25 protein-coding genes and 1 tRNA gene are annotated in these 24,125 nt (G+C 68.8%); 16 read left to right on the forward strand and 10 right to left on the reverse strand.

Features of this window, described 5'->3' with window-relative positions; translation table 11 throughout:
- Together H0U68_RS07560 and H0U68_RS07565 are read left to right on the forward strand one after the other, a co-directional pair.
- A partial coding sequence (locus H0U68_RS07560; RefSeq protein WP_296354200.1) for a DUF2894 domain-containing protein occupies nucleotides 1-366 on the forward strand: 366 nt, incomplete at its 5' end.
- A 119-nt stretch (nucleotides 367-485) separates the two neighbouring features.
- A complete protein-coding gene (locus H0U68_RS07565) occupies nucleotides 486-1,643 on the forward strand; it encodes an ABC transporter substrate-binding protein (protein WP_296354202.1) in 1,158 nt (385 codons plus the stop codon).
- Nucleotides 1,644-1,667: 24 nt separating this feature from the next.
- Here the strand turns inward: H0U68_RS07565 and H0U68_RS07570 are convergent, their stop codons facing one another.
- The gene (locus tag H0U68_RS07570; RefSeq protein WP_296354204.1) at nucleotides 1,668-3,185 is read right to left on the reverse strand and encodes a protein adenylyltransferase SelO; all 1,518 of its coding nucleotides are present in this window, start codon (nucleotides 3,183-3,185) and stop codon (nucleotides 1,668-1,670) included.
- Nucleotides 3,186-3,352: 167 nt separating this feature from the next.
- Nucleotides 3,353-3,679 carry a helix-turn-helix domain-containing protein gene (locus tag H0U68_RS07575; protein ID WP_296354206.1) on the reverse strand — a complete coding sequence of 109 codons (327 nt, stop codon included), beginning with the start codon at nucleotides 3,677-3,679 and terminating at the stop codon, nucleotides 3,353-3,355.
- A 202-nt stretch (nucleotides 3,680-3,881) separates the two neighbouring features.
- Between H0U68_RS07575 and H0U68_RS07580 the strand changes: the two genes are divergently transcribed.
- Together H0U68_RS07580 and H0U68_RS07585 are read left to right on the forward strand one after the other, a co-directional pair.
- A complete protein-coding gene (locus H0U68_RS07580; protein ID WP_296354208.1) occupies nucleotides 3,882-4,739 on the forward strand; it encodes a polysaccharide deacetylase family protein in 858 nt (285 codons plus the stop codon).
- Between the two features lie 204 nt (nucleotides 4,740-4,943).
- On the forward strand, nucleotides 4,944-5,750 hold the full coding sequence (locus H0U68_RS07585; protein WP_296354210.1) for a hypothetical protein: 807 nt from the start codon (nucleotides 4,944-4,946) through the stop codon (nucleotides 5,748-5,750).
- A gap of 69 nt (nucleotides 5,751-5,819) precedes the next feature.
- Here the strand turns inward: H0U68_RS07585 and H0U68_RS07590 are convergent, their stop codons facing one another.
- Nucleotides 5,820-6,599 carry an NAD(P)-dependent oxidoreductase gene (locus tag H0U68_RS07590; RefSeq protein WP_296354212.1) on the reverse strand — a complete coding sequence of 260 codons (780 nt, stop codon included), beginning with the start codon at nucleotides 6,597-6,599 and terminating at the stop codon, nucleotides 5,820-5,822.
- Nucleotides 6,600-6,635: 36 nt separating this feature from the next.
- A complete protein-coding gene (locus H0U68_RS07595) occupies nucleotides 6,636-7,025 on the reverse strand; it encodes a RidA family protein (protein WP_296354214.1) in 390 nt (129 codons plus the stop codon).
- 110 nt (nucleotides 7,026-7,135) lie between these two features.
- Here H0U68_RS07595 and H0U68_RS07600 point away from each other — a divergent pair, with 110 nt between their 5' ends.
- From H0U68_RS07600 to H0U68_RS07635, 8 genes are read left to right on the forward strand one after another with little or no spacing between them, the layout of a single operon-like run.
- The gene (locus H0U68_RS07600; RefSeq protein ID WP_296354216.1) at nucleotides 7,136-8,698 is read left to right on the forward strand and encodes an ABC transporter substrate-binding protein; all 1,563 of its coding nucleotides are present in this window, start codon (nucleotides 7,136-7,138) and stop codon (nucleotides 8,696-8,698) included.
- 16 nt (nucleotides 8,699-8,714) lie between these two features.
- Nucleotides 8,715-9,665 carry an ABC transporter permease gene (locus H0U68_RS07605; protein ID WP_296354219.1) on the forward strand — a complete coding sequence of 317 codons (951 nt, stop codon included), beginning with the start codon at nucleotides 8,715-8,717 and terminating at the stop codon, nucleotides 9,663-9,665.
- A complete protein-coding gene (locus H0U68_RS07610; protein WP_296354222.1) occupies nucleotides 9,662-10,504 on the forward strand; it encodes an ABC transporter permease in 843 nt (280 codons plus the stop codon). Before H0U68_RS07605 ends, H0U68_RS07610 begins: the two co-directional genes overlap by 4 nt.
- Complete coding sequence (locus H0U68_RS07615) at nucleotides 10,501-11,529, forward strand: ABC transporter ATP-binding protein (protein ID WP_296354224.1); 1,029 nt, start codon at nucleotides 10,501-10,503, stop codon at nucleotides 11,527-11,529. Before H0U68_RS07610 ends, H0U68_RS07615 begins: the two co-directional genes overlap by 4 nt.
- The gene (locus H0U68_RS07620; protein WP_296354226.1) at nucleotides 11,526-12,500 is read left to right on the forward strand and encodes an oligopeptide/dipeptide ABC transporter ATP-binding protein; all 975 of its coding nucleotides are present in this window, start codon (nucleotides 11,526-11,528) and stop codon (nucleotides 12,498-12,500) included. The genes H0U68_RS07615 and H0U68_RS07620 overlap by 4 nt, the downstream gene beginning before the upstream one ends.
- Nucleotides 12,497-13,771 carry an amino acid deaminase gene (locus H0U68_RS07625; protein WP_296354228.1) on the forward strand — a complete coding sequence of 425 codons (1,275 nt, stop codon included), beginning with the start codon at nucleotides 12,497-12,499 and terminating at the stop codon, nucleotides 13,769-13,771. The genes H0U68_RS07620 and H0U68_RS07625 overlap by 4 nt, the downstream gene beginning before the upstream one ends.
- A gap of 10 nt (nucleotides 13,772-13,781) precedes the next feature.
- Entirely contained in the window at nucleotides 13,782-14,693 is a 912-nt protein-coding gene (locus tag H0U68_RS07630; RefSeq protein WP_296354230.1) for a MurR/RpiR family transcriptional regulator, read from the forward strand.
- Nucleotides 14,680-16,170, forward strand: coding sequence for a D-aminoacylase (locus tag H0U68_RS07635; protein ID WP_296354233.1), 1,491 nt, complete (start codon nucleotides 14,680-14,682; stop codon nucleotides 16,168-16,170). Before H0U68_RS07630 ends, H0U68_RS07635 begins: the two co-directional genes overlap by 14 nt.
- 84 nt (nucleotides 16,171-16,254) lie before the next feature.
- Here the strand turns inward: H0U68_RS07635 and H0U68_RS07640 are convergent.
- The 6 genes from H0U68_RS07640 to cysS form a co-directional block, all read right to left on the reverse strand.
- A tRNA-Ser gene (locus H0U68_RS07640) sits at nucleotides 16,255-16,348 on the reverse strand.
- 60 nt (nucleotides 16,349-16,408) lie between these two features.
- The gene (locus H0U68_RS07645; protein WP_296354235.1) at nucleotides 16,409-17,686 is read right to left on the reverse strand and encodes an aspartate kinase; all 1,278 of its coding nucleotides are present in this window, start codon (nucleotides 17,684-17,686) and stop codon (nucleotides 16,409-16,411) included.
- Nucleotides 17,687-17,770: 84 nt separating this feature from the next.
- The gene (gene tilS / locus H0U68_RS07650) at nucleotides 17,771-18,733 is read right to left on the reverse strand and encodes a tRNA lysidine(34) synthetase TilS (protein WP_296354237.1); all 963 of its coding nucleotides are present in this window, start codon (nucleotides 18,731-18,733) and stop codon (nucleotides 17,771-17,773) included.
- Nucleotides 18,696-19,673: an acetyl-CoA carboxylase carboxyltransferase subunit alpha gene (locus tag H0U68_RS07655; protein WP_296354240.1), complete on the reverse strand. Its 978-nt coding sequence runs from the start codon at nucleotides 19,671-19,673 to the stop codon at nucleotides 18,696-18,698. Before H0U68_RS07655 ends, tilS begins: the two co-directional genes overlap by 38 nt.
- A 29-nt stretch (nucleotides 19,674-19,702) precedes the next feature.
- Complete coding sequence (locus tag H0U68_RS07660; RefSeq protein ID WP_296354241.1) at nucleotides 19,703-20,347, reverse strand: DNA-3-methyladenine glycosylase 2 family protein; 645 nt, start codon at nucleotides 20,345-20,347, stop codon at nucleotides 19,703-19,705.
- Entirely contained in the window at nucleotides 20,344-21,720 is a 1,377-nt protein-coding gene (cysS, locus tag H0U68_RS07665) for a cysteine--tRNA ligase (RefSeq protein ID WP_296354244.1), read from the reverse strand. Before cysS ends, H0U68_RS07660 begins: the two co-directional genes overlap by 4 nt.
- A 147-nt stretch (nucleotides 21,721-21,867) precedes the next feature.
- Between cysS and H0U68_RS07670 the strand changes: the two genes are divergently transcribed.
- The 4 genes from H0U68_RS07670 to H0U68_RS07685 all read left to right on the forward strand — a co-directional run.
- The gene (locus H0U68_RS07670; protein WP_296354246.1) at nucleotides 21,868-22,398 is read left to right on the forward strand and encodes a tetratricopeptide repeat protein; all 531 of its coding nucleotides are present in this window, start codon (nucleotides 21,868-21,870) and stop codon (nucleotides 22,396-22,398) included.
- Nucleotides 22,399-22,408: 10 nt separating this feature from the next.
- Nucleotides 22,409-23,089 carry a peptidylprolyl isomerase gene (locus H0U68_RS07675; RefSeq protein WP_296354253.1) on the forward strand — a complete coding sequence of 227 codons (681 nt, stop codon included), beginning with the start codon at nucleotides 22,409-22,411 and terminating at the stop codon, nucleotides 23,087-23,089.
- 22 nt (nucleotides 23,090-23,111) lie between these two features.
- Nucleotides 23,112-23,618, forward strand: coding sequence for a peptidylprolyl isomerase (locus H0U68_RS07680; RefSeq protein WP_296354249.1), 507 nt, complete (start codon nucleotides 23,112-23,114; stop codon nucleotides 23,616-23,618).
- A gap of 8 nt (nucleotides 23,619-23,626) precedes the next feature.
- A partial coding sequence (locus H0U68_RS07685; protein ID WP_296354251.1) for a UDP-2,3-diacylglucosamine diphosphatase occupies nucleotides 23,627-24,125 on the forward strand: 499 nt, incomplete at its 3' end.

A 24,125-nucleotide genomic window follows, 5' to 3' on the forward strand; every position in this document is an offset into this window, starting at 1 on the left:
GGCGTGCGCCGGGCCGCCCTGCCCGCGCAGCGCGCCCGGTGCGAGCCGCTGGCGCGCCTGAACGACGCCATCCGCGCCGCCGCGGCACAAGGGCAGCGCGGCACCGGCGAGCTGGCAAGCGTGCGCCGCTTCCGGCGCGCCTGGTCCGGCACCCGCGCCGAGGAGCGCGTTGTGCAGGCGGCGCTGCAAAAGCCTTCCAATGCCGGACCGCTGAATTCGCAGGTGCTGGTGCTGCAGTCGCTGGAGCTCATGCGGGCCCTGCCCGGCGACTACCTGCGGCGCTTCGTCGGCCACGTGGAGGCGCTGCTGTGGCTGGAAGCGGCGGGCACACCGGCGGCCAGCAGGCCCAAGCGGCAGCGGCGCTGAAACCGGCGTGTCGGCCGGCCGCCACACGGGTGTGATCCTCTTGGCCTGGCCGATGAAATGCCTCATCCGTGCCGCCCGGTGGGCCGCATGATCCGGACACAACAGGAGACAAGACGCACATGCGCAAGAACATCGATACCAGGATGGTGGGCCGACGCGCCGCCGTCGCCATGCTGGCGGGCGCCTGCCTGCCGGCCAGCTTCGCGCAGACGGCCGGGCCCAGCGACAAGGAACTGGTCATCGGCCAGTCGTGCCAGCTCACGGGACCGCTGGCTGCGCTGTCCACCGAAGTCAGGCAGGGCGCGGGCCTGTACTTCGACCACGTCAATGCGAGCGGCGGCATCAACGGCCGCAAGATCCGCCTGGTGGTGCTGGACGACGCCTACGATCCGGCGCGCGCGGCGGAGAACACCCGCAAGCTCATCGACGACGAGAAAGTGCTCGCGCTGTTCCAGTACGCCGGCACGCCGCCGTCGATGGCGGCGCTTCCGCTGGTCGAGGAGCACGGCGTTCCCTTCATCGCGCCGTTCACGGGATCGGACGCCCTGCGGCAGAAGTTCAGCCGCTACGTTTTCAACGTCAAGGCGGGCTACGGCACCGAGCTGGACGCCATGGTGCGCCAGCTGGCCACCGTCGGCATCCAGAAGATCGCTGCCGTCTACCTGAACAACCAGTTCGGCACCGGCGGCCTGGCCGCCGTGGAGAAATCAGTGGCCGCGCGGAACGTGACCCTCGTCGCGCGCGCGCCGCTGGAAGTCGACGGCTCCAGGATGGACGCGGCGGTCGCGTTGGTCGCCAAGAGCTCGCCCCAGGCCATCATCGTCATCAGCGCGGGCAAGCCGAGCGTCGATTTCGTGGACGCGTACACCAAGGCCGGCCATCGCTCGACCTTCTACATGCTCTCGGTCATCAGCAACGCGCAGCTGGCCAAGGCACTGGGCGAGCGGGCGCGGGGCATCGTCGTCTCCCAGGTCGTGCCTTCGCCGTGGAACCGGGGCGTGGCGATCTCCCGCGAGTTCCAGACCTTCGCGGCGGCCAAAGGAATCGCCGACTACACGTTCAGCCAGATGGATGGATTCGTCTCCGCCAAGCTGCTGGTGGAAGGCCTACGCCGCGCGGGCGCGCGCCCGACGCGCGACTCGCTCGTCGCGGGCCTGGAGGCGATCAAGCGGGTCGACCTCGGAGGCTTCATCGTCGAACTCTCGCGCGAACAGCACAGCTCGGGGACCTTCGTCGATCTGCTGATGGTCGGAAGAGACGGCAGGTTCACCCGCTGAGATGGGGCGGCTGGTGGACCGAATTCACGTACCGCAGAAGGTCTGGTAGCAGGCCGTGACCGCGGCCGGCGCCGGCTCGGCGAAGGCCGCGTTCTCCGGGTTGTCGGCATAGGGATTGCGCACCGCCGACAGCAGGCGCTCGAACGGCTCCATGTCCCCACGTTCCGACGCGGCCGCCAACGCTTCCTCCACGCGGTGGTTGCGCGCAATGACCGACGGATTGGCACGCCGCATGCCTTCGGCGCGGGCCTCGGGCGACGTGGCGCCGTCGCGGGCGCAGCTGTCCCGCCAGCGCGCAAGCCAGTCGCGCAGCGGTTGCGCATCGGCGAACAAGGCCTCCAGCGCGGCGTCGTTGCCCGCGGCCGTGTCGGCCAGCCGGCGCCAGCCGAGCGTGAAGTCCACGGCCTGCGCATGCAGCAGGCCCAGCCAGTCGTTCGCCAGCGCTGTGTCGGCCGCCGCGCCGTCGTCGCCGGCGTCGGAGAGGCCCAGCTTGGCCCGCTGGCCGCGCAGCAGGTGCACCTGGTACAGCGGCCCGAACGATTCGATCACCGCCGTCGCATCGGCCACCGCCTGCTTCGCGGCGTCCTCGTCGTCGTCCTCGGCCATCAGCGGCACCAAGGTCTCGGCCAAGCGCGTCAGGTTCCATTGCGCGATGGGCGGCTGGTTCCGGTAGGCATAGCGTCCGTTGTGATCGATCGAGCTGAAGACCGCGTGCGGGTCGTAGGCCTCCATGAAGGCACAGGGGCCGTAGTCGATGGTCTCGCCCGAGATCGTCATGTTGTCGGTGTTCATCACGCCGTGGATGAAGCCGGCGTTCATCCATTGCGCGATCAGCGCCGCCTGGCGCCCGGCCACGCGGCGCAGCAGCTCCAGGTACCGGCCGGGCGTGCCGGCCAGGTCGGGGTCGTGCCGGGCGATGGCGTAGTCGGCCAGCTGGCGCAGCTTGTCGATGTCGCCCCGGGCGGCGAAGAACTCGAAGGTTCCCACACGCAGGTGGCTCGACGCGACACGCGTGAGCACCGCGCCGGGCAGCATCTTCTCGCGCGGCACCGACTCGCCGGTGGCCGCTACCGCAAGGGCGCGCGTGGTGGGAATCCCGAGCGCATGCATGGCTTCGCCGATGAGCACCTCGCGCAGCATGGGCCCGACCGCGGCCCTGCCGTCGCCACCGCGCGAAAAAGGCGTGCGCCCGGACCCCTTGAAAGCGATATCGCGGCGGCGGCCTTCCCGGTCGAGGGTCTCGCCCAGCAGCAGCGCCCGCCCATCGCCCAGCTGCGGGGAAAAGCCCCCGAACTGGTGGCCCGCATACGCCTGGGCCAGCGGCTCAGCGCCTGGCGGCACGCTGTTGCCGGCGAAGATGGCCATGCCTTCGTCGCCGCGCAGCACAGCGGAGTCGAGCCCGAGCTCCTCGGCGAGCGGCTGATTCAGGAACAACAGCCGCGGGGACGGCGCCTGGGCGGGCTTCCACGGCACGTAAAAGCCCTGCAGTTCGCGGGCATAGGTGTTGTCGAAGCTGAAGAGAGGGACGGCGGCGGATTGCATTGCCGCAGTTTGCGCGAAGTCGCTGAAGCGCGCTGTGGGCTGGCGCCGTATCCTGCGGCGAGATTTGCCAGGCCCGACAAGAAGCCAGGCGGTTGGCCCAGCGGTTCGCGAACAGGTGCGCGTGATCCGGGCGCGCAGCGGCGAGTACGCGAACGGCAACCTCTCTCTCAATCGACTCCGCGGTGAGCGCTCCCTGGCGCGCTCTCGGCACGACGGTGGACCACATCCAGGAACTCTTCGTTGGCGGACGCCCAGTTGCACAGAGCAGAGACCGGCGCATGCAGTCTCATGCCGTCCGGTGTCAGCTTGTATTCGGTCTGTGGGGGGACTGTCGCGTGAACAAGCCGTTCGACCAGCCCGTGCGTCTCCAGGGCCCGGAGCACCTGCGTCAGCATCTTCTTGGAAATGTCGGGCAGCTCTCGCTGCAGCTCGCTGTACCGCTTGGACGCGTCAGCCAGACAGAAAAGCACGATCGGCGTCCACTTGTCCCCCACCAGGTCAAGAAGCCTTCGCGCTGGATATTTTGGTCCGTACATCGGTGCTCACTACTCGTTACGCGGGACACCAAATGGTGCCTTCTTCACATTGCGAAGTGCCGTTCCTATGATGCTTGGAGCACATAGAAGGGCGTACGCAATGGTATCTACAACAACGAACTTCTGGCCGGATGGCCACCGGCTTGCGATCTCCGTCGCCATGCAATTCGAAGGCGGAGGCCAGCCGATTTCGGGCGCGGGCGGCCCCATCACCGAACCCATCGAGAAAGGCTTTCCCGATCTCGGCACCAACAGCTTCTTCGACTACGGTGTCCGTGAAGGCATTCCACGGCTGCTCGACCTGTTCGACAAGCACGGCATCAAAACCACTTCGTTCATGGTTGCACAAGCCGTGGAGCGGGCCCCGCAGCTCGCCCGGGAGATCGTCGAACGCGGGCACGAGGCCGCGGCCCATGGCGTGCAGTGGGCCTCCCAGTACACGCTCCCGGAGCATGAGGAGCGGCAGCTGATCAGCCAGTGCGTGGCCATTCTTGAGAAAGCGACCGGCACGCGGCCTTCGGGCTACGACTGCTACTGGATGCGCGGTAGCGTGAGGACACTGAGCCTGCTGCAGGAGCTGGGGTTCATCTATCACAACAATGACCTGAACATGGACGAACCCTGGATCCAGGACATCGCGGGCAAGCCCTTCGTGTCGGTTCCCTACACGGTGCACCTCAACGACATCGTGGCGTACGACCACGTTGGCTTCTCGGCCGCGGCGTACGAACAGCAGCTCAAGGACGAATTCGATCAGCTGTACGAGGAAGGTGCCAGCCGACGACGGATGATGCTGATCAGCTTGCACGACAGGCTGTCCGGCCATGCTTCGCGCGTCAGGTCGCTCGAGCGGTTTCTGGTCTATGCAAAGGGGCACCCGGGGGTCTGGTTCGCCCGCAAGGACGAGATCGCAGCGCATGCGCTGCGTACGCCGGAGATCACGCCCCGGCTTCATCGCGAGCTTGCTGAAGTTGGTGGTTTGGCCGCCAACACCGCCCAAAGAGAAGTCGCCCTGTGATCCAACACAGTACGCACCTGGCCATCCTCAACAAGCTTGATGACAGCCTGGACTGGCTCGACCTGTCGACAATGACCATCACGGATTCCATTGCGCTGCCGCCGCATCCGCACGAGCTCGCACTCTCGCGCGACGGGCGCACCCTCTACGCCTCGATCTACGGGGATGGCGTGTATGGCAACATACGTCCACCCTGGACACGAGGTGTTCGTCATCGACGTGGAAGCGCGCCAGGTGCGCCGCGTGCTCGACCTGGCGCCCCATCGCGGGCCGCATGCGATGGCCGAAGACCCCGACGGCAAACTCTGGATCACGTGCGACGACTCCAGTGAGGTGCTGGTCGTCGATCCCGCCACGGGCGCCGTCGCGGGAGTGATCGACATGGACTGCCACGGGGGGCACTTCATGTGCATGTCTCTCGACGGCAGCACGGCCTATGTGTCCAACAAGGACACGGCCCACCTGAGCGTGATCGACTTCGCTTCCCGGACCATCCGCGCGCGCGTGCCGCTGGCCGAGGGCGGAGAGGGACTTTGCCTGTCGCCGGACGGAACGCGCCTGTTGGTGATGAGTCACATGGGCTCGCCGCTCCCCAACGAGGGCCGTCCCGAGCATCTGTCGGTGTATGTGATCGATACGGCAACACTCAAGCTGATTCAGCAGGTTCCTCTGCCAACGCTGCCGGGGATCGCTCTCGACGCCGACAAGGAGAGTCGGGTGGCGATCAGCCCCGATGGACAGTGGGTACTCGTTTCCGCGTTCCGGTGGAACAGCTTTGTCGTGCTGAATGCCGGGACGCTTGCGATCGAGAAGACCCTGCTGGTGGAGGCAGAGCCGATGAACTTCGCCTGGCGAAGCGATGACCCGGCCGCTGCCTATGTCGCCAACCATGGAGCCGGATGCGTTTCCCGTCTGTCCCTCGAGACGCTGACGGTGTCGGACCGCTGGCCGAGCACGCCTCCTGGATGCAAGGGTCGCCCGGAAGACCTGATGTTCGTTCGCTCCCGATGACCCCCGTCAACGGGCCCGCCGCAGCACTTGCTGCAGGAGCGGCTCCAAAGCCGTTTAACGCCGAGGTCGTCATCCCACCGGTTCGCTGGTATCGCAGAGTCCAACTTGCCACACCGCGAAGGCGTCGGCCGTCGGCGCGTACCCCAGGCGGGCCCGTGTGTCGGTCAGATCCAGCCGCTTGAAGCGATTGTCCGAAATCCCGTGCGCGATTGCGAACGGCTCCTTTCCCAGGTCCGCTTCGATGCACCGGACAAGGAGCGCACAGAGATCTTCCGGGCTGACCCACGCGCTGAGGTCGCGGGCGCCCATTCGCTTCCATTCATGGGGATACTCGAACGCTCCGATGCGCACGGCCACCGCCTCCAGCCCCTGCTGGTAGGCAAAGTGCGCGGCAAGGGCTTCGCCGAACGCCTTGCTGACGCCGTAGATGTTCTTGGGACGTACAGGCATGCCACTGGACACCTGGACGTCAAGGGGATAGCCCTCGATGGCCTGTGCGCTGCTGGCGAAAACGACACGGCGCACGCCGGCATCGGATGCGGCGCGGAAGACGTTGTAGGTCCCGGAAATGTTGACCGGCAGGATCTCGTCGAATGGCGCATCGGGAGAGGCGACGGCTGCGAGGTGGACAACGGTGTCGATCCCCTCGCACGCTTTCCGGCATGCGGACAGATCCGTGACGTCAAGCGCAACTCCTCGTTCGCCGGCCACCTCAAGGTCAGCAAGGCGCAGCGCGTAGCGCGGCGCGTCGCGCGGCGCGTAGCGCGGCGCGTCGTGGCTGTCCAGGTACTTGACCAAGGCGGAGCCGATACGCCCCGCCGCACCAGTAATCAACACAGTTCTCGACATCGGTAAACCTCCTGCTTTCACGCGATCAGGCGATTGTCATCGCGGCTTGTACGCCGTCACGTCGATCTCCACCTTCGCGTCGATCATCAGCCGCGACTCCACCGTGGAGCGCGCCGGGCGGTGGTCGCCGAAACACTCCATGTAGACGCGGTTGAAGCTGCCGAAGTCACGCGCGTCCTCCAGCCAGACGCTCACCTTGCACACGTCGGCGAGCGTGCACCCGGCCAGTGCCAGCGCGCCCGAGATGCGTTCGAACACGCGGCGGGTCTGCGCCTCGATGCCGCCGGCGATCACCTGCCCCTGGTCGTCGGTCGGCACCTGCCCGGAAACGAAGACGAAATCGCCGGCTCGGGTGGCGGGCGACAGCGGGCGGGCCAGGCGGTCCGAGGCGACCGGGGACTGGCCCAGCATTTCAATGTGCGACATGGAGACTCCTTGTAATGAAATTACTTTTAACGACCAAATAAGACACATTTGACTTTCTTTGTCGGCTCAAATACGATCAGACATGTAATTTTATTACCTCAGGAGCCGCCATGCAATCCGTGAGACTGCCTTTCGCCGTCCGGCGCACCCTTCTTGCCGCGCTCGCCGCCGCCGCGAGCCTGGCACTGGCTCCCGCGCTCCAGGCGGCGCCGGCCCGGGGCGGGGCGGCCAACCTGGCGATGATCGCGGAGCCGCAGGGCCTGGACCCCATGGTGACCACCGCCGACCTGGTCGGCACGATCATGCAGCACGTCTACGAGCCGCTCTACACCTTCGACGCCAACTGGAACGTGGCGCCGATGCTGGCGGAGAGCCTGCCCACCGTGTCGAAGGACGGCCTCACCTACACGATCCCGCTGCGCAAGGGCGTGAAGTTCCACAACGGGCGCGACATGACGGCCGACGACGTCGTCGCCTCCCTGCAGCGCTGGATGGAGCTGTCGCCGCGCGGCAAGTCGGTCGGCGCGCAGCTCGCGTCGCTGGCAGCCAAGGGCCCCGGCACGGTGGAGCTCAAGCTCAAAGCCGTGTATGCCCCGCTGCTCGCGCAGCTGGCGCTGCCCAGCGGCATGGCCGCCGTCATGGCCAGGGAAAGCATCGCGCCGCAGCTCAAGGAATTCGTCGGCACCGGCCCCTACAAATTCAAGGAGCGCCGTCCCGACCAGTACACCGTGCTGGTGCGCTTCGACGGCTACAGCCCGCGCAAGGAAGCCGCCAGCGGCTATGCCGGCAAGCGGGAGGCCCTGCTCGACGAGCTGCGCTTCGTGCCGGTGCCCAACGCGAACACGCGCGTCGAAGGCGCGCTGTCCGGCCAGTTCCACTATGCCGACCTGCTGCCGGTGGAGGCGATGTCGCGCGTCGAGAAGGCGCAGCCCGCGGTCGTGCCGATCGTCACGCGCAACTTCGGCTTCCCCTACATCGTGTTCAACACCAAGGAAGGCGTGCTCGCCTCGCAGCCCGTACGCCGCGCGGTGCAGACCGCCGTCGGCTCGGGCGAGCTGATGGCGGCCGGCTTCGGCGACAACCGCTTCTTCACCGCCGAGCCGAACTTCTTTCCCAAGGGCACCCCGTACTACTCCGCCGCCGGCGACAAGCTGTACAACGAACGCAACCCGCAGGCCGCGAAGGAACAGGCGGCCAAGGCCGGCTACAGCGGCCAGCCGGTGCGCATCATGGCCAGCCGCCAGTACGAGTTCCACTACAACATGGCGCTCGTCATGGCCGAACAGCTGAAGAAGGCCGGCTTCAAGCCCGAGCTGCAGGTGGTGGACTGGGCCACGCTGGTCCAGCGCCGCAACGACCCGAAATTGTGGGACGTGTATTTCACGCACTCGGGCCTGTTCCCCGAGCCGATGCTGTCGCCGCCGCAGATGGGGGATGGCGCGCCGGGATGGTGGGACACACCTGCCAAGAAGAGCGCGCTCGAAGCCTTCAACCAGGAGGCCGTGATCGCCAGGCGCGGGCCGCTGTGGGGCAAGGTGCAGCAGGTCGTGTACGACGAAGTGCCCTTCATCGAAGTCGGCAAGTTCAACAGCCTGTCGGCGCGCTCGGCGAAGCTGGAGGGGTACTCGCCCGCGATCTGGCCGTTCTTCTGGAACACGGGCCTGGCGAAGTAAGGCAAAGTCCCAGCCCATGCTGCGTTTCCTGCTGCGCCGCTTCGGCGGCGCCCTCGTGGTGCTCGCCCTCGTCGCGGTGCTGGTGTTCGCGCTCACGCGGCTGGCGTCCGGCGATCCCGTGGCGCTGCTGCTGGGCGACCAGGCCACGGCGGCGGACATCGCGCAGGCACGCGCGCGCTACGGCCTGGACCAGCCGCTCGCCACGCAGTTCGTGCTGTGGCTGGGCGAACTCGCGCACGGCAACCTGGGGCAGTCGCTCTTCCTGCAGCAGCCCGTGGCGCAGGCGCTTGCCGACCGCGCCGAGCCGACGCTGTTCCTCGCATTGTTCGCGGTCGCCATCGCCGCCGCGATCGGCGTGCCCGCCGGCATGGCCGCGGCCATCTGGCGCGGCAGCATCGCCGACCAGGCCGTGAGCACGGTCGCGATGCTGGGCGCGAGCGTGCCCAGTTTCTGGCTGGGATTGATCCTGATCCAGGTGTTCGCGGTCCACCTCGGCTGGTTTCCGGCCTCGGGCTACGGCGACCCCGGCACCGGCCTGGCCGGCCGCCTGCTGCACCTGGCGCTGCCGGCCGCGGTGCTCGGCGTGCTGAACTCGGCGCTGATCATCCGCTTCACGCGCGCGGCGATGCTGGACATCCTGGGCGAGGACTACGTGCGCACCGCCCGCGCCAAGGGCCTGGCCGAGCGCACGGTGATGCTCAAGCACGTGCTGCGCAACGCGCTCGTCCCCATCGTCACGGTCATCGGCCTGACGGTGGCGCTCATGATCGGCGGCACCGTGGTCACGGAAACCGTGTTCAACCTTCCCGGCGTGGGCAACCTCGTGGTCCGTGCGGTCCTCAGGCGGGACTACCCGGTGATCCAGGGCACACTGCTGGTGATCGCCGCGATCTACGTGCTCATCAATCTGCTGATCGACCTGCTCTACACGGTGGTCGATCCACGCATCCGGCTGGAGGGCAAGTGAGCCGCCTCGCCTTGACGCTGCGCCGCCTGTTCGGCCGCAGGATCGTGCTGGCGGCGGCGCTCGTGCTGCTGCTCGTCGCCGCCACCGCCGTGGTGTTCCCCTGGGTGTCCGCCGCCGACCCGGGCGAGACCGCCGTCGCGCAGCGCCTGCGCGCGCCCTCGGCCGAGCACTGGGCCGGCACCGACGAACTGGGGCGCGACGTGATGCTGCGCATCGTGCACGGCGGGCGCTATTCGCTGCTGATCGGCGCCGTCACCGCCGCAGCCGCCGTCGCGGCCGGCACGCTCCTGGGCATGCTGGCCGGCTTCTTCCGGCGCCTCGACGGCCCGGTGATGCGCCTGGTCGACGCGATGATGGCCTTCCCCGACATCCTGCTCGGGATCGCGCTGGTGGCCATCCTCGGCGCGTCGCTGTGGAACGTGATGCTGGCGCTAGCCATCGTGTACACGCCGCGGGTGGCGCGGGTCGTGCGCGCGGCCACGCTGGTGCTGCGCGAGCTGCTGTTCGTGGACGCCGCGCGCGCCCTGGGCGTGCGCACGCACCGCATCCTGGCCTCGCACATCCTGCCCAACCTGGCTTCGCCGGTGCTCGTGCAGGTGACCTTCATCTTCGCCTATGCGATCCTCGCCGAGGCCGGCCTGTCCTTCCTGGGCGTGGGCGTGCCGCCCGAGATTCCGACCTGGGGAACGATGATCGCGGGCAGCCTGGAATACGCGGACCGCGCCTTCTGGACGATCCTGAGCCCCGGCCTGGCCATCGTGTTCACGGCGGTGTCGCTGCAAACGCTGGGCGACGGCGTGCGCGACCTGCTGGACCCGAAGCTGAAGAAGGCCGTATGAGCGCACCGCCCCGCCTGGAGGTCCTGGGCCTCTCCACTTCGTTCGCCACGGACGCCGGGCGCATCCAGAGCGTGGCCGACGTGTCCTTCTCGGTGGCCTCGGGGCAGACGCTGGCGCTCGTCGGCGAATCCGGGTCCGGCAAGTCCGTCACCAGCCTGTCGCTGATGGGCCTGCATGCGCGCACCTCGCAGGCGCGCGTGCAGGGCCAGGCCTGGTTCGTGCGTCGCGATGGCGCGCGGGTGGATCTGCTGGCGCTGCAGGAGCCGCAGCGGCGCGCGCTGCGCGGCAACGAGCTGGCCATGATCTTCCAGGAGCCCATGACCAGCCTGAACCCCGTGTTGACCGCCGGCGAGCAGATCGCCGAGAGCGTGCGGCTGCACAAGGGCCTGGACCGCCGCGCCGCCCTCGCGCATGCGCTGCGCATGCTGGAGCTCGTCGAGATCCCGGCCGCGGCGCGGCGCCTGCACGAATACCCGCACCAGCTCTCCGGTGGCATGCGCCAGCGCGTGATGATCGCGATGGCCATGGCCTGCGATCCCACGCTGCTGATCGCCGACGAACCCACCACCGCGCTCGACGTCACGATCCAGGCGCAGATCCTCGCGCTCATGGGCCGGTTGCAAAAGGAGACGGGCATGAGCCTCTTGTTCGTCACGCACAACCTGGGCGTGGTGGCGCAGTACGCCGACACGGTCGCCGTCATGTACGCCGGCCGCATCGTCGAAGCGGCGCCTGTGCACGCGCTGTTCGCGCAGCCCGCGCATCCCTACACGCGCGGCCTGCTCGCCTGCCTGCCCGGCGTCGCGCGCCGGCAGGGTACGGTGAAAGGCGAGGTGCAGGGCCGCAGGCGCCTGACCGCCATCCCTGGCCAGGTGTCCAGCCCGCTGGCCCCGCCGCCCGGCTGCGCTTTCGCGCCCCGCTGCCCGCTGCACCACGCCGCGTGCGATGCGGCGATGCCGGCGCTCGCGCCATGCGCGCAACGGCAGGTGCGCTGCATCGCCGTCGAAGCCGGGGCCGCGGCATGAGCGACCTGATCGAAGTCCGCGGCCTGCGCAAGCACTTCGGCGGCGGCGCGCATCCGGTGCGCGCGGTGGACGGCGTAAGCTTCTCCATCCGCGCTGGCGAGACCTTGGGCCTGGTCGGCGAGTCCGGCTCCGGCAAAACCACCATCGGGCGGCTTCTCACGCGGCTGGAGGACCCTTCGGGGGGCGAGGTGCTGTACCACGCCGACGGCGGCACGCGCGACCTCGCGCGGCTGTCGCAGTCGCAGTACCGGCCGCTGCGCTCCGACATCCAGATCATCTTCCAGGACCCGTACGCCAGCCTCAACCCGCGCATGCGCATCCGCCAGGTGCTGGGCGAAGCGCTGGACACCCATGGCCTGGCGCGGGGCGCGGCGCGCCTGCCGCGCATCCACGAACTGCTGCAGCAGGTGGGCCTGCGGCCCGAGCATGCCGACCGCTTCCCGCACGAGTTCTCCGGCGGCCAGCGCCAGCGCATCGGCATCGCCCGTGCGCTGGCGGTGCAGCCGAAATTCATCGTGGCCGACGAGCCCCTGTCGGCGCTGGACGTCTCCATCCAGGCGCAGGTGGTCAACCTGCTCGGCGACCTGAAGGAGCAGCTCGGGCTGACCCTGCTGTTCATCTCGCACGACCTCGACGTCGTCGAATACCTGTGCGACCGCGTGGTGGTGCTGTACCTCGGGCGGGTGATGGAGATCGCCCCCACCGACGCGCTGTACGCGCAGCCCGCGCACCCCTACACGCGCGCCCTGCTCGCCGCCGCGCCCGTTCCCGACCCGGCGCAGCGGCGCACCATCCCGCTGCTGCAGGGCGACCTGCCCAGCCCCGCGCATCCGCCCTCGGGCTGCGTGTTCCGCACCCGCTGTCCGCATGCCGTGGATGCGTGCGCAACAGCTGACACTCAACTTCGCCCCACCGGCGGCACCGACCACTGGACCGCCTGCTGGCGCACCGACCTCGTGAGCACACCATGACCCCTGCCGATTTCATCCTCGACGCCACCCAGAAGGGTTTTCCGCTCGCCGCCGCGCCGGCCCCCGCCGGCGCGCTCGCGCAACGCGGCTGGCACCTGCTGGCCGACGACCTGCCCTACCCGCTGGCGGTGCTGCGCCGGCCGGCGCTGGAGCACAACCTGCGCTGGATGCAGGACTTCGCGCGCCGCAAGGGCGTGGAGCTGGCGCCGCACGGCAAGACGACCATGGCGCCGGAACTGTTCGCGCGCCAGCTCGCCGCCGGTGCCTGGGGCCTGACCTTCGCGACGGTGTACCAGGCCTCGGTCGGCGTCGAAGCGGGCGCGCGCCGCGTCCTCATCGCCAACCAGGTGGTCTGCGACGCCGACCTCGACGGCCTCGCCGCCCTGCTCGCGCGGCAGGCGGACCTGCGCGCCTGGTTCCTCGTCGATTCGACGGCGCAGCTCGCCCTGGTCGAGGACTGGGCACGGCGCCGCGGCAGCACCCGCCGCTTCGACGTCCTGCTGGAAATGGGCATTCCAGGCCAGCGCACCGGCTGCCGCACGCAGGAGGATGCGCTGGCGCTCGCCGAAGCGCTGGCGCGTTCGCCGGCGGCGCGCCTGTGCGGCATCGAGTGCTATGAAGGCGGCGGCGCGCGCTGCGACAGCGAGCACGACGCGCGCGAAGTGACGGCCCTGGTGCGCCGCGTCCTCGCGGCCGCGCAGGCCTGCGACGCGCGCGGGCTGTTCGCGGATGGCGAGATTCTGCTCACCGCCGGCGGCTCCGCCGTGTTCGACCTGGTCGTGCCGCTGCTGCGCGCGCAAGGCCTGTCGCGCCCCGTCCTCGGCGTGCTGCGCTCCGGCTGCTACGTCACGCACGACCACCTGAATTACGCGCGCTTCCTGGAGAACGTCGAGCGCCGCGAAGGCCTGGACGCATCGCTGCGGCCCGCGCTGGAGGTGTGGGCGATGGTGCAGTCGGTGCCCGAGCCGGGCCTGGCGCTGCTGACCTGCGGCCGCCGCGACATCTCCTACGACCTGGAGATGCCCGTGCCCATCGCCCACGCACCGCGCGGCGCGCGCACGGCCGGCCCCGCGCCCGCGGGCTGGGCCATCAGCGCGCTGAACGACCAGCATGCCTACCTGCGCTTCGATTCCGCCGGCACGGTGCCGCGCGTCGGCGACCGCGTCGGCCTGGGCATCTCGCACCCCTGCACGACCTTCGACAAGTGGCGCTGGCTGCCGCTGGTCGAGGACGACGGTGCCGTCACCGGCGCGGTGCACACGCGCTTTTGAGGACGGCACGATGGACGCCTCCTCCCAAGGGCTGCTGCGGCAGCTGCGCGACCGGCTGCCGGAGCTGCCCGAGGCGCAGCGCGCGGTGGTGCAGGTGATCCTCGACGACCCGCGTGCCGCCGCCGGCGCGACGGTGGAACAACTCGCACGCGCGGCCTTCGTCTCGATGCCCACCATCGTGCGCACCTGCCGCAGCTTCGGCCACGACTCGGTGCGCGAATTCATGCTGGCTCTGGCGCAGGACCTGGCGGTGTCGGGCTCCTACCTGCATCGCAGCGTGCTCGCCGACGACAGCGCGCAGGACGTGGCCAGCAAGATCACCCAGGCGGCGGTCGCCTCGCTCGCCGACCTGGGCCGCCGCATCGACCCGGCGGTGATCGACCGCGTGGCCGACAAGCTGGCGCAGGCGCAACGCATCGACTGCTACTCGGTCGGCGCGGCATCGACCTTCATGGCCGGCGAACTGCAAAGCCGCCTGTTCCGCCTGGGCCGGCCCGCCAACGCCATCTTCGATGCGCACCAGCAGCTGGTCTCGGCCAGCACGCTCGGCCCGCAGGGCGTGGCCTTCGTCATCTCGCACGTGGGGCGCATGCCCTACACCCTGGAGGCGGCGCGCTTCGCGCGCGCGCAGGGCACGACGGTGATCGCGCTCACCCAGCCCGACACGCCGCTGGCGGAAATCGCGGACCTGCTGATCGCCGTCTCGGTGCCGCAGGACGCCGTGATGCGCGTGGGCACGGAGGCGTACCTCGCGCACCTGGTCGTCATCGAGATCCTCATGGTGCGGCTGGCGCAGAAGCTCGGGCCGCAGGTGGCGCACGGGCTGCAGCAGTTCAAGCAGCTGCTGCATCGGCACGGCTTCGACAGCGCCGAGTATTCCGGCGTGCGCGACAGCCGGGAGGGATTGCATGGGGACAGCTGAAACGGCGGTCCTGCCGCCGCATGCGACCCTGCTTCGCAACGTGACCCTGGTTGACGGCTCGGGTGCGCCCGCGCGCATAGGCGACCTGCTGCTGGCCGGCGGGCACATCGTCGCCGTCGGGGAGGTGCCGCGCGGCCTGCTGGAGAACATCGGCACGCTGGAAGAACTCGATTGCGCCGGCCTCGTCGCCGCGCCGGGTTTCATCGACGTGCACACGCACGACGATGCCGCGGCGATCGAGCGGCCGGACATGTTGCCGAAGCTTTCGCAGGGCGTGACCACCGTCATCGTCGGCAACTGCGGCATCTCGCTCGCACCGGTGGTGACCGACGCGCCGGCCGCCCCGCTCTCCCTCCTGGGCACGCGGGAGTTCCGTTATCCGTCGATGGCCTCCTATGCCGGCGCCGTGAACACCGCGGCGCCCAGCGTGAACGTCGCGGCGCTGCAGGGCCATACGGCGCTGCGCATCCGCCACGTGCGCGACCTGGACGGGCCGGCCACCGCGCAGGAACGCAGCGCGATGGCGGCGGCCATGCAGGAAGCCATGGACGCCGGCGCCCTGGGGCTGTCTTCGGGGGTCTTCTACCGTGAGGCCTATGCGGCCGACACCGAGGAACTGGTGGCGGTGGCGAGCGTCGCGGCCCGCAACGGCGGCATCTACGCCACGCACATCCGCGACGAGCTGGCAGGCATCGTGCCCGCGCTGCACGAGGCGGCGCGCACGGCCAGGCACGCCGGCCTGCCGCTGGTGATCTCCCACCACAAGTGCGCCGGGCCCGCCAACTGGGGCCGTACGCGCGAAACGCTGCCGCTGGTCGACGAACTCGCCCGCGGACAGGAAATCGCGCTGGACGTCTACCCGTACACCGCCGGCTCCACGGTGCTGCGCGAGGACCTGGTGGACGGCATCATCGACGTGCTCGTCACCGGAAGCCGGCCGCATCCGGAAATGGCGGGCCGCTACATCGCCGAGATCGCGCGCGAATGGGACGTGAACCAGCAGGAGGCGGCACGCCGGCTGATGCCGGGCGGTGCCTGCTATTTCCAGATGCGGGAGGACGACGTCGAGCGCGTCATCCGCCATCCCCTGTCGATGATCGGATCCGATGGCCTGCCGCACGACGAGCATCCGCATCCCCGCCTGTGGGGCGCCTTCCCGCGCGTGCTCGCACTCTATTGGCGCGACACGGGCGTGCTGCAGCTGGAGGAAGCCGTCCACAAGATGACCGGGCTGTCCGCGCGGCGCTTCCGCCTGGCCGGGCGCGGCGAACTGAAGGCCGGCCACGCCGCCGACGTCGTGCTGTTCGACCCGAAGCGCGTGCGCGACGCCGCGACCTTCGAGCGGCCAGCGCAGGCAAGCGAAGGGATCCTGAAGGTGTGGGTGAACGGTGCTTTGAGCTATACGGCCGAGGCTGGCTCGACCGGTGCCCGCACGGGGCGGTTCTTGCGGCGGGATATGCGTTCGTCGGCGGGGTGAAGCTTGCCTGCGCTCAGGGCTTCGTCTTGTCCTGGACGTCAAAACACAAAAAGCCCTGATTTCTCAGGGCTTTTTGCTGCTGTCTGGCGGAGCGAGAGGGATTCGAACCCTCGATGCAGGTTTTGGCCCGCATACTCCCTTAGCAGGGGAGCACCTTCGGCCACTCGGTCATCGCTCCGAAGAAACCGCATTATGCCCGAACGGAACCCGGCTTCGGGCTCCGGCCGGGCTTGGCGGCTTACTGGGCCGGCGCCGGCGGCTGGTCGAGCTCGAAGGCGCGGTGCAGCGCGCGCACCGCCAGCTCCATGTATTTCTCGTCGATCACCACCGAGGTCTTGATCTCGCTGGTGGAGATCATCTGGATGTTGATGCCGTCCTCGGCCAGCGCGCGGAACATCTTGCTGGCGATGCCCCCGTGGCTGCGCATGCCGATGCCCACGATGCTGACCTTGCAGATGCGCGTGTCGCCCTCGACCCGGTCGGTGCCCAGGTTGGGCAGCACCTGGGTCTTGAGCACCTCCATCGTGCGCGCGTAGTCGTTGCGGTGCACGGTGAAGCTGAAGTCGGTCTTGCCCTCGTGGCTGACGTTCTGGATGATGACGTCGACTTCGATGTTGGCATCGGCCACCGCGCCCAGGATCTGGAAGGCGATGCCCGGCCTGTCCGGCACGCCCAGGATGGAGATCTTGGCCTCGTCGCGGTTGAACGCGATGCCCGACACGATGGCTTGTTCCATTTTCTCGTCTTCCTCAAATGTGATCAGCGTGCCCGAGCGCGCCTCCTCCTCGATGGGAATGTCCCACGGAGTGAAGCTCGACAGCACGCGCAGCGGCACGTGGTACTTGCCGGCGAATTCGACCGAGCGGATCTGCAGCACCTTGGAGCCCATGGACGCCATCTCGAGCATTTCCTCGAAGCTCACGCTGCGCAGCCGCCGCGCCTCGGGCACCACGCGCGGATCGGTCGTGTAAACGCCGTCCACGTCGGTGTAAATGAGGCACTCGTCGGCCTTCAGCGCCGCGGCCACGGCCACGGCCGAGGTATCGCTGCCGCCGCGGCCGAGCGTGGTGATGTGGCCCTTGTCGTCGATGCCCTGGAAGCCGGTGATGACGACCACCTTGCCGGCCGCCAGCTCGCCGCGCACGCGCTCGTCGGCGATCGATTCGATGCGGGCCTTGGTGTAGGCGCTGTCGGTGCGCACCGGAACCTGCCAGCCCGTGAAGCTGACGGCGGGCACGCCCTCGGCCTGCAGCGCAATGGACAGCAGCCCGACCGACACCTGCTCGCCGGTGGAAGCCAGCATGTCGAGCTCGCGGCAGACGGCGTCGCTGGGCGTGCCGGGAAACAGCTCCTTGGCCAGGCCCAGCAGTCGGTTGGTTTCGCCGCTCATGGCGCTGGGCACCACCACCAGCTGGTGGCCGGCGCGCACCCATTTGGCGACCCGCTTGGCGACGTTGCGGATGCGCTCCGTGGAGCCCATGGACGTGCCGCCGTATTTGTGAACGATCAATGCCATCGGAGTGGTGGAAACAAAGGTGGGCTGCGGTGCGGCGAAGAGGAAGGTGGCCGAGAAGGCCGGGCACGCGCAAGGCTGGGGAAATTATACCGATGGGCTATAGGCCAATCTGTCACCAATCCTCTCGATCGTCCCGTCCGCCACCTTGATGCGGATGCGGTGGCCGCGCGTGGCGCAGGCGGCCACCTGGTCCAGCAGCTCCTCCAGCTGCGCCGCGCTGGCCGCCGCGCCGTGCGCCATGCGCAGCCAGTGGCGCAGCAGGTTGGCCTGGCGCGCACGCGGCAGTTCGCGCAGCGGCGCGACGGCGGGCGCGCCATCCATGCCGAGAAGGTCCTGCGCGGCCAGCGCCGCCAGCAGCTCCTGCGCCTGCGCGGCGTGCCGCGCCGAGCGGGCGAAGGTCTCCCTGAACTGCGGAAAAGCCTGCTCCAGCGCCGGCAGCAGCTGGTGGCGGATGCGGTTGCGCGTGAACGCGGTGTCGGCGTTGCTCGGGTCGTCGATGAAGGACACGGACGCATCGCGCAGCCACGTGCGCAACGCGACGCCGGGCACGGCGAGCAAGGGCCGCTCGAAGTGCATGCCGTGGCGCTCGAAGCGCGCGGGCATAGCCGCCAGCCCCGGCAGTCCGGCCCCGCGGCTCAGGGCCAGCAACAAGGTCTCCACCTGGTCGTCCGCGTGCTGGGCCAGCAGCACCGCATGCAGCCCGTGCTCACGTGCAGCCTGCGCGAGGGCGCCGTAGCGCGCGCGGCGGGCGCTGTCTTCCGGGCTGTCGCCGGGTGCATGGCGCGCATCGACGCGCACCACGTGCAGCGGGATGCCGAGCGCTTCGCAAACCGCGACACAGTGCCTCTCGAAGTCATCGGCCGCGGCCTGCAGGCCGTGGTGCACGTGGACCGCATGCACCTGGCCAGGCCATCGCTGCGTTGCCGCGTGCAACAAAACGGTGGAATCGGCGCCGCCGCTGTACGCAATGGCAAGCGGCCGCGGCAGGCTCAGCGCCTGCAGCGCGGACTCAGCGGGATTCGGCCTTGGTGTCGGTGAAGCGGCCATAGCTTTGCAGCCGCTCGTAGCGCCGGTCCAGCAGTTCGCGCACCTTCAGGTCGCCGACCTGGCGGAAGGCGTCGTTCAGGCCGCGCTTGAGGAAGGCTGCCATCTGCTTGTGGTCGCGGTGGGCGCCGCCCACCGGCTCGTTGACGATCTTGTCTACCAGGCCCAGCGCCTTCAGGCGGTGCGCGGTGATGCCCATGGCGTCGGCCGCGTCCTGGGCTTTTTCCGACGTCTTCCACAAGATGGAAGCGCAGCCCTCGGGGCTGATCACGGAATAGATGGAGTACTGCAGCATCAGCACCTGGTCGCCCACCGAGATGGCCAGCGCGCCGCCGGAGCCGCCCTCGCCGATGATGGTGGTGATGATCGGCACTTCCAGCTGCGCCATCTCGTAGATGTTGCGGCCGATGGCTTCGGACTGGCCGCGCTCCTCGGCGTCGATGCCGGGATAGGCGCCCGGCGTGTCGACGAAGGTGAACACCGGCAGCTTGAATTTCTCGGCCGTCTTCATGAAGCGCAGCGCCTTGCGGTAGCCCTCGGGACGGCTCATGCCGAAGTTGCGCGCCGCGCGCTCTTTCGTGTCGCGGCCCTTCTGGTGGCCCAGCACCACGCAGGCATTGCCGTTGAAGCGCGCCAGGCCGCCCACGATGGACTGGTCGTCGGCGAAATGCCGATCGCCGTGCAGCTCCACGAAATCGGTGAAGATTTCGTTGATGTAGTCCATGGTGTAGGGCCGCTCGGGGTGGCGCGCGATCTTGGTGATCTGCCACGGCGTGAGCTGGCCGTAGATGTCCTTGGTGAGCTGCTGGCTCTTCTTGGACAGCTGGTCGATTTCCTCGGAGATGTCCACGGCCGACTCGGTCTGCACGTAGCGCAGCTCGTCGATCTTGGTCTCCAGCTCAGCGATCGGCTGCTCGAAATCGAGAAATGTTCTTTTCGCCAAGGTAAATGCCTCCTCGCGTTGTCCCGGCCTCAGTAGGCCACAGGCAGGGGATCCAGCGACCGCCAAATATACCAAGTCGCCACGCTGCAATACGGGCTCCAGGCGGCGGCCACCTCGCGCGCCTCGCTGCGGCTGACCGGGTCGCCGGAAAAATAGCTGCGGCTGATGCCGGTGATCAGCCCCACATCGTCCAGCGGCAGCACGTCCGGACGCATGAGGTGGAAGATGAGGAACATCTCGGCCGTCCAGCGGCCGATGCCGCGGATGCCGACCAGCTCGGCAATGATGTCCTCGTCGCCCATGTCGCGCCAGGCATCGGCGTGGACGGCGCCGGAGTCGAAGTGCAGCGCCAGGTCGACCAGGTATTCGATCTTGCGCGCCGACAGGCCCGCCGCGCGCATGTCGTCCACCTTCAGCTTCAGCACGTTGGCTGCCGTCATCTTGCGCGGCAGCTTGGCGAACTTGTCCCACACGCTCTGCGCCGCCTTCACCGAGATCTGCTGGCCCACGATGCTGCGCGCCAAGGTGGTGAAGGCGTCGCCGCGCGACTGCAGGCAGGCGTCGCCGAACTGCGGGATCAGGCGCTTCATCACGCGGTCGCGCCGCGCCAGGTACTTGCAGGCCTCGGCCCAGTAGGACGGCGTCGTCTGGATGACGGGATCGGCGCCGCTCACGCTGCCGCCTCCCAGGTGGTGCCCGTGGGCGAATCCTTCAGCACGATGCCCTGCTCCAGAAGTTCCTTGCGGATGCGATCCGCCTCGGCGAAATTCTTCGCCTGCTTGGCCACGGCGCGCGCCTCGATGCCGCGCTGGATCGACGCTTCGTCCAGCGCCGCGCCGGCGCGCAGGAAGGCCTTGGGGTCGCCCTGCAGGATGCCGAGCGTGGCGCCCAGCGCCCGCAGCAGCCCGGCGGCCTGCGCCGACTTGCCGCGGTTCACTTCGGCGGCCAGGTCGAACAGCACGGCCATCGCCTCGGGCGTGGCGAAGTCGTTGTCCATGGCGGCCTTGAAGCGCGCCGCATGCGGGTGGCTCCAGTCGAGCACCACGTCGGCCGGCGCCACCAGGTCCAGCGCGGTGTACAGCCGGCGCAGCGCGCCGCGCGCGTCTTCCAGGTGCGCGTCGCTGTAGTTCAGCGGGCTGCGGTAGTGCGTGCGCACGAGGAAGTAGCGCAGCGTCTCGGCGTCGAACTGCTTCAGCACCTCGCGGATGGTGAAGAAATTGCCGAGCGACTTCGACATCTTCTCGTTGTCGATGTTGACGAAGCCGTTGTGCATCCACACCCTGGCCAGCGGCACACCGTTGGCGCCCTCGCTCTGCGCGATCTCGTTTTCGTGGTGCGGAAACTGCAGGTCGGCGCCACCGCCATGGATGTCGAAGGTGTCGCCCAGCAGCGCGCACGCCATTGCCGAGCACTCGATGTGCCAGCCGGGCCGCCCGCGGCCGTAGTCGCTGTCCCATTGCGCGTCGGCCGGCTCGGCGGGCTTGGCCGACTTCCACAGCACGAAGTCCAGCGGGTCCTCCTTGCCGTCCAGCACCGCCACGCGCTCGCCCGCGTGCAGCTCGTCCAGCGACTTGCCCGACAGCTTGCCGTAGCCGGGGAAGCGCCGCACCGCGTAGTTCACGTCGCCGCCTTCGGCGCGGTAAGCCAGGCCCCTGGCCTCCAGCTTGCGCACGATGTCCAGCATCTGCGGCACGTAGTCGGTGGCGCGCGGGTCGTGCGTGGGCCGGGCGATGCCCAGCGCGTCGAAGTCGACGTACATCTCGGCGATCATGCGGTCGGTGAGCGCGCGCACCGGCTCGCCGTTCTCCACCGCGCGGCGGATGATCTTGTCCTCGATGTCGGTGATGTTGCGCACGAAGGTCACGCGCAGGCCGCACGCCTGCAGCCAGCGGCGCGCCACGTCGAACGCGATGTTGGAGCGCGCATGGCCGATATGGCACAGGTCGTACACGGTGATGCCGCACACGTACATGCGCACATGGCCGGGTTCCAGCGGCGAAAACTCCTCCAGCGCACGCGTGAGCGTGTTGTAGATGCGCAGGCTCATTGGTCAGCAGTGGCGCATCGGGAGGCGCTCTTGGGGATTGTCGTGTTCGGGGGTGCGGCTGCCGCGCAGGGGTCCGCAGCTACAATCCGCCGCAGTATATCGGCCCCTGCCGGGCCATGCCATATGGCCCCGCCAAGAGACTCCACCATGCACCTGCCCTCCCGCCTTTCGGCGTTCGCGCGCGCGGCGGCGGTTGCCGCCGCCCTGTGCTGCACGGCCATCGCCCATGCCGCCGACGCGTATGCCGACGTGCAGCAGCTGATGCGCTCGGGCAAGCTGGCCGAAGCGCTTGCCAAGACGCAGCAGGCCATCGCGGCACGCCCCAAGGACCCGCAGATGCGCTTCCTGCAGGGCGTGATCCACACCGAGGCGGGCCGCCCGGGCGAGGCCATCGCCACCTTCACCGCGCTCACGCAGGATTATCCCGAGCTGGCCGAGCCGTACAACAACCTGGCCGTGCTGTACGCCGGCCAGGGCAAGTACGACATGGCGCGCGCGGCGCTGGAGCAGGCGCTGCGCGTGAACCCCAACTATGGCGTGGCCCACGAGAATCTGGGCGACGTGTATGCGCGGCTGGCCGCGCAATCGTACGAGCGCGCGGGCCGGCTGGAGCCGAAAAGCCCTTCCGTGCCGGCCAAGCTCACGCTGGTGCGGCAACTGTTCACACCAAGGAGTTGATTTGCCGCAGATCGCATTGAAGCGCCGGGCCGCCGCGGCCCTGGTCGCGCTGGGACTGTTCACCGCCGCCGCCGTGCCCGCGCTCGCGCAGGACGCGCCGAAGGTGCGCCTGTCCACCACCATGGGCGACATCGTCATCGAGCTGTACCCCGACAAGGCGCCCAAAACGGTCGAAAACTTCCTGCAATACGTGAAGGACAAGCATTACGACGGCACGGTGTTCCACCGCGTCATCGACAACTTCATGGTGCAGGGCGGCGGCTTCGACACCAGCTACGTGCAAAAGCCCACGCGCGCGACCATCGCGCACGAGGGCCGCGAGGCGCTCGCCAAGGGCGGGCCGCGCAACGTCGTCGGCACGGTGGCGATGGCGCGCACCGGCGACCCCAATTCGGCAAGCGCGCAGTTCTTCATCAACGTGAAAGACAACGCGTTCCTCGACCCCGTGGTCATCCCGGCCGGCGACCCCGTGCCGAAGTTCGAATACCAGGGCCGCGTGTACGAGAACGTGCCGCGCCAGCAGCTGATGGCCGCGCCGCAGCTGTACGGCTACACCGTGTTGGGCAAGGTGGTCAGCGGCATGGACGTGGTCAACCGGATCAAGGCGGTGCCCACCGGCGCCGCCGGCCCGCTGCCCAGCGACGTGCCGAAAACCCCCGTCATCCTCAATTCGGCCACGCTGCTGAAGTAACGCACACAAGGAAGGAATCCCCATGAGCAATCCCAAAGTCGAACTGCACATCGCCGGCTACGGCGTCATCACGCTGGAGCTGGACGAGCAGAAGGCCCCCAAGAGCGTGGCCAACTTCCTGGCCTACGTGAAGAAGGGCCACTACGACGGCACCGTGTTCCACCGCGTGATCGAAGGCTTCATGGTGCAAGGCGGCGGCTTCGAGCCCGGCATGAAGCAAAAACCCACCGACGCGCCGGTGGACAACGAGGCCAACAACGGCCTGAAGAACGACAACTACACCGTGGCCATGGCGCGCACCCAGGCGCCGCATTCGGCCACCGCGCAGTTCTTCATCAACGCGTCCGACAACGGCTTCCTGAACCACACCGCACCCACGGCGCAGGGCTGGGGCTACACGGTGTTCGGCAAGGTCGTCGAGGGCAAGGACGTGGTGGACCGCATCAAGGCGGTGAAGACCGGCCGCCGCGGCTTCCATGACGACGTGCCCGAGCAGGACGTCGTCATCGAGAAGGCCGTCGCCGTCTGAAGCACGACGTGGACGCGGCCGACGTTCCCGCGTTCCAGGAGCTTGAAGCGCCTGCAGGCTGGCGCGCCGTCGATTTCATCTCCGACCTGCACCTGCAGGCCAGCGAGCCCGGCACCTTCGCCGCGTGGCGCCGCTACATGGTGGCGACGCACGCCGACGCGGTGTTCATTCTGGGCGACCTGTTCGAGGTCTGGGTCGGCGACGACGCGGCCGCCGAGCCCGGCTTCGCCGCCGAATGCGGCGCCGTGCTGCGCGACGCGGCTGCCGCGCGCCCGGTGTACTTCCTGCACGGCAACCGCGACTTCCTGGTGGGCGCGGATTTCCTGCGCGGATGCGGCGTGGTACTGCTGCAGGACCCCACGGTACTCACGCTCGCGGGACAGCGCTGGCTGCTCACGCACGGCGACGCGCTGTGCCTGGCCGACACCGGCTACCTGGCATTTCGCGACAAGGTGCGCCGGTCCGCGTGGCAGCAAACCTTCCTGGGACAGCCGCTCGCGCAGCGCC

This window comes from Ramlibacter sp., from assembly GCF_013697775.1.
Classification (GTDB): Bacteria; Pseudomonadota; Gammaproteobacteria; order Burkholderiales; family Burkholderiaceae_C; genus Ramlibacter.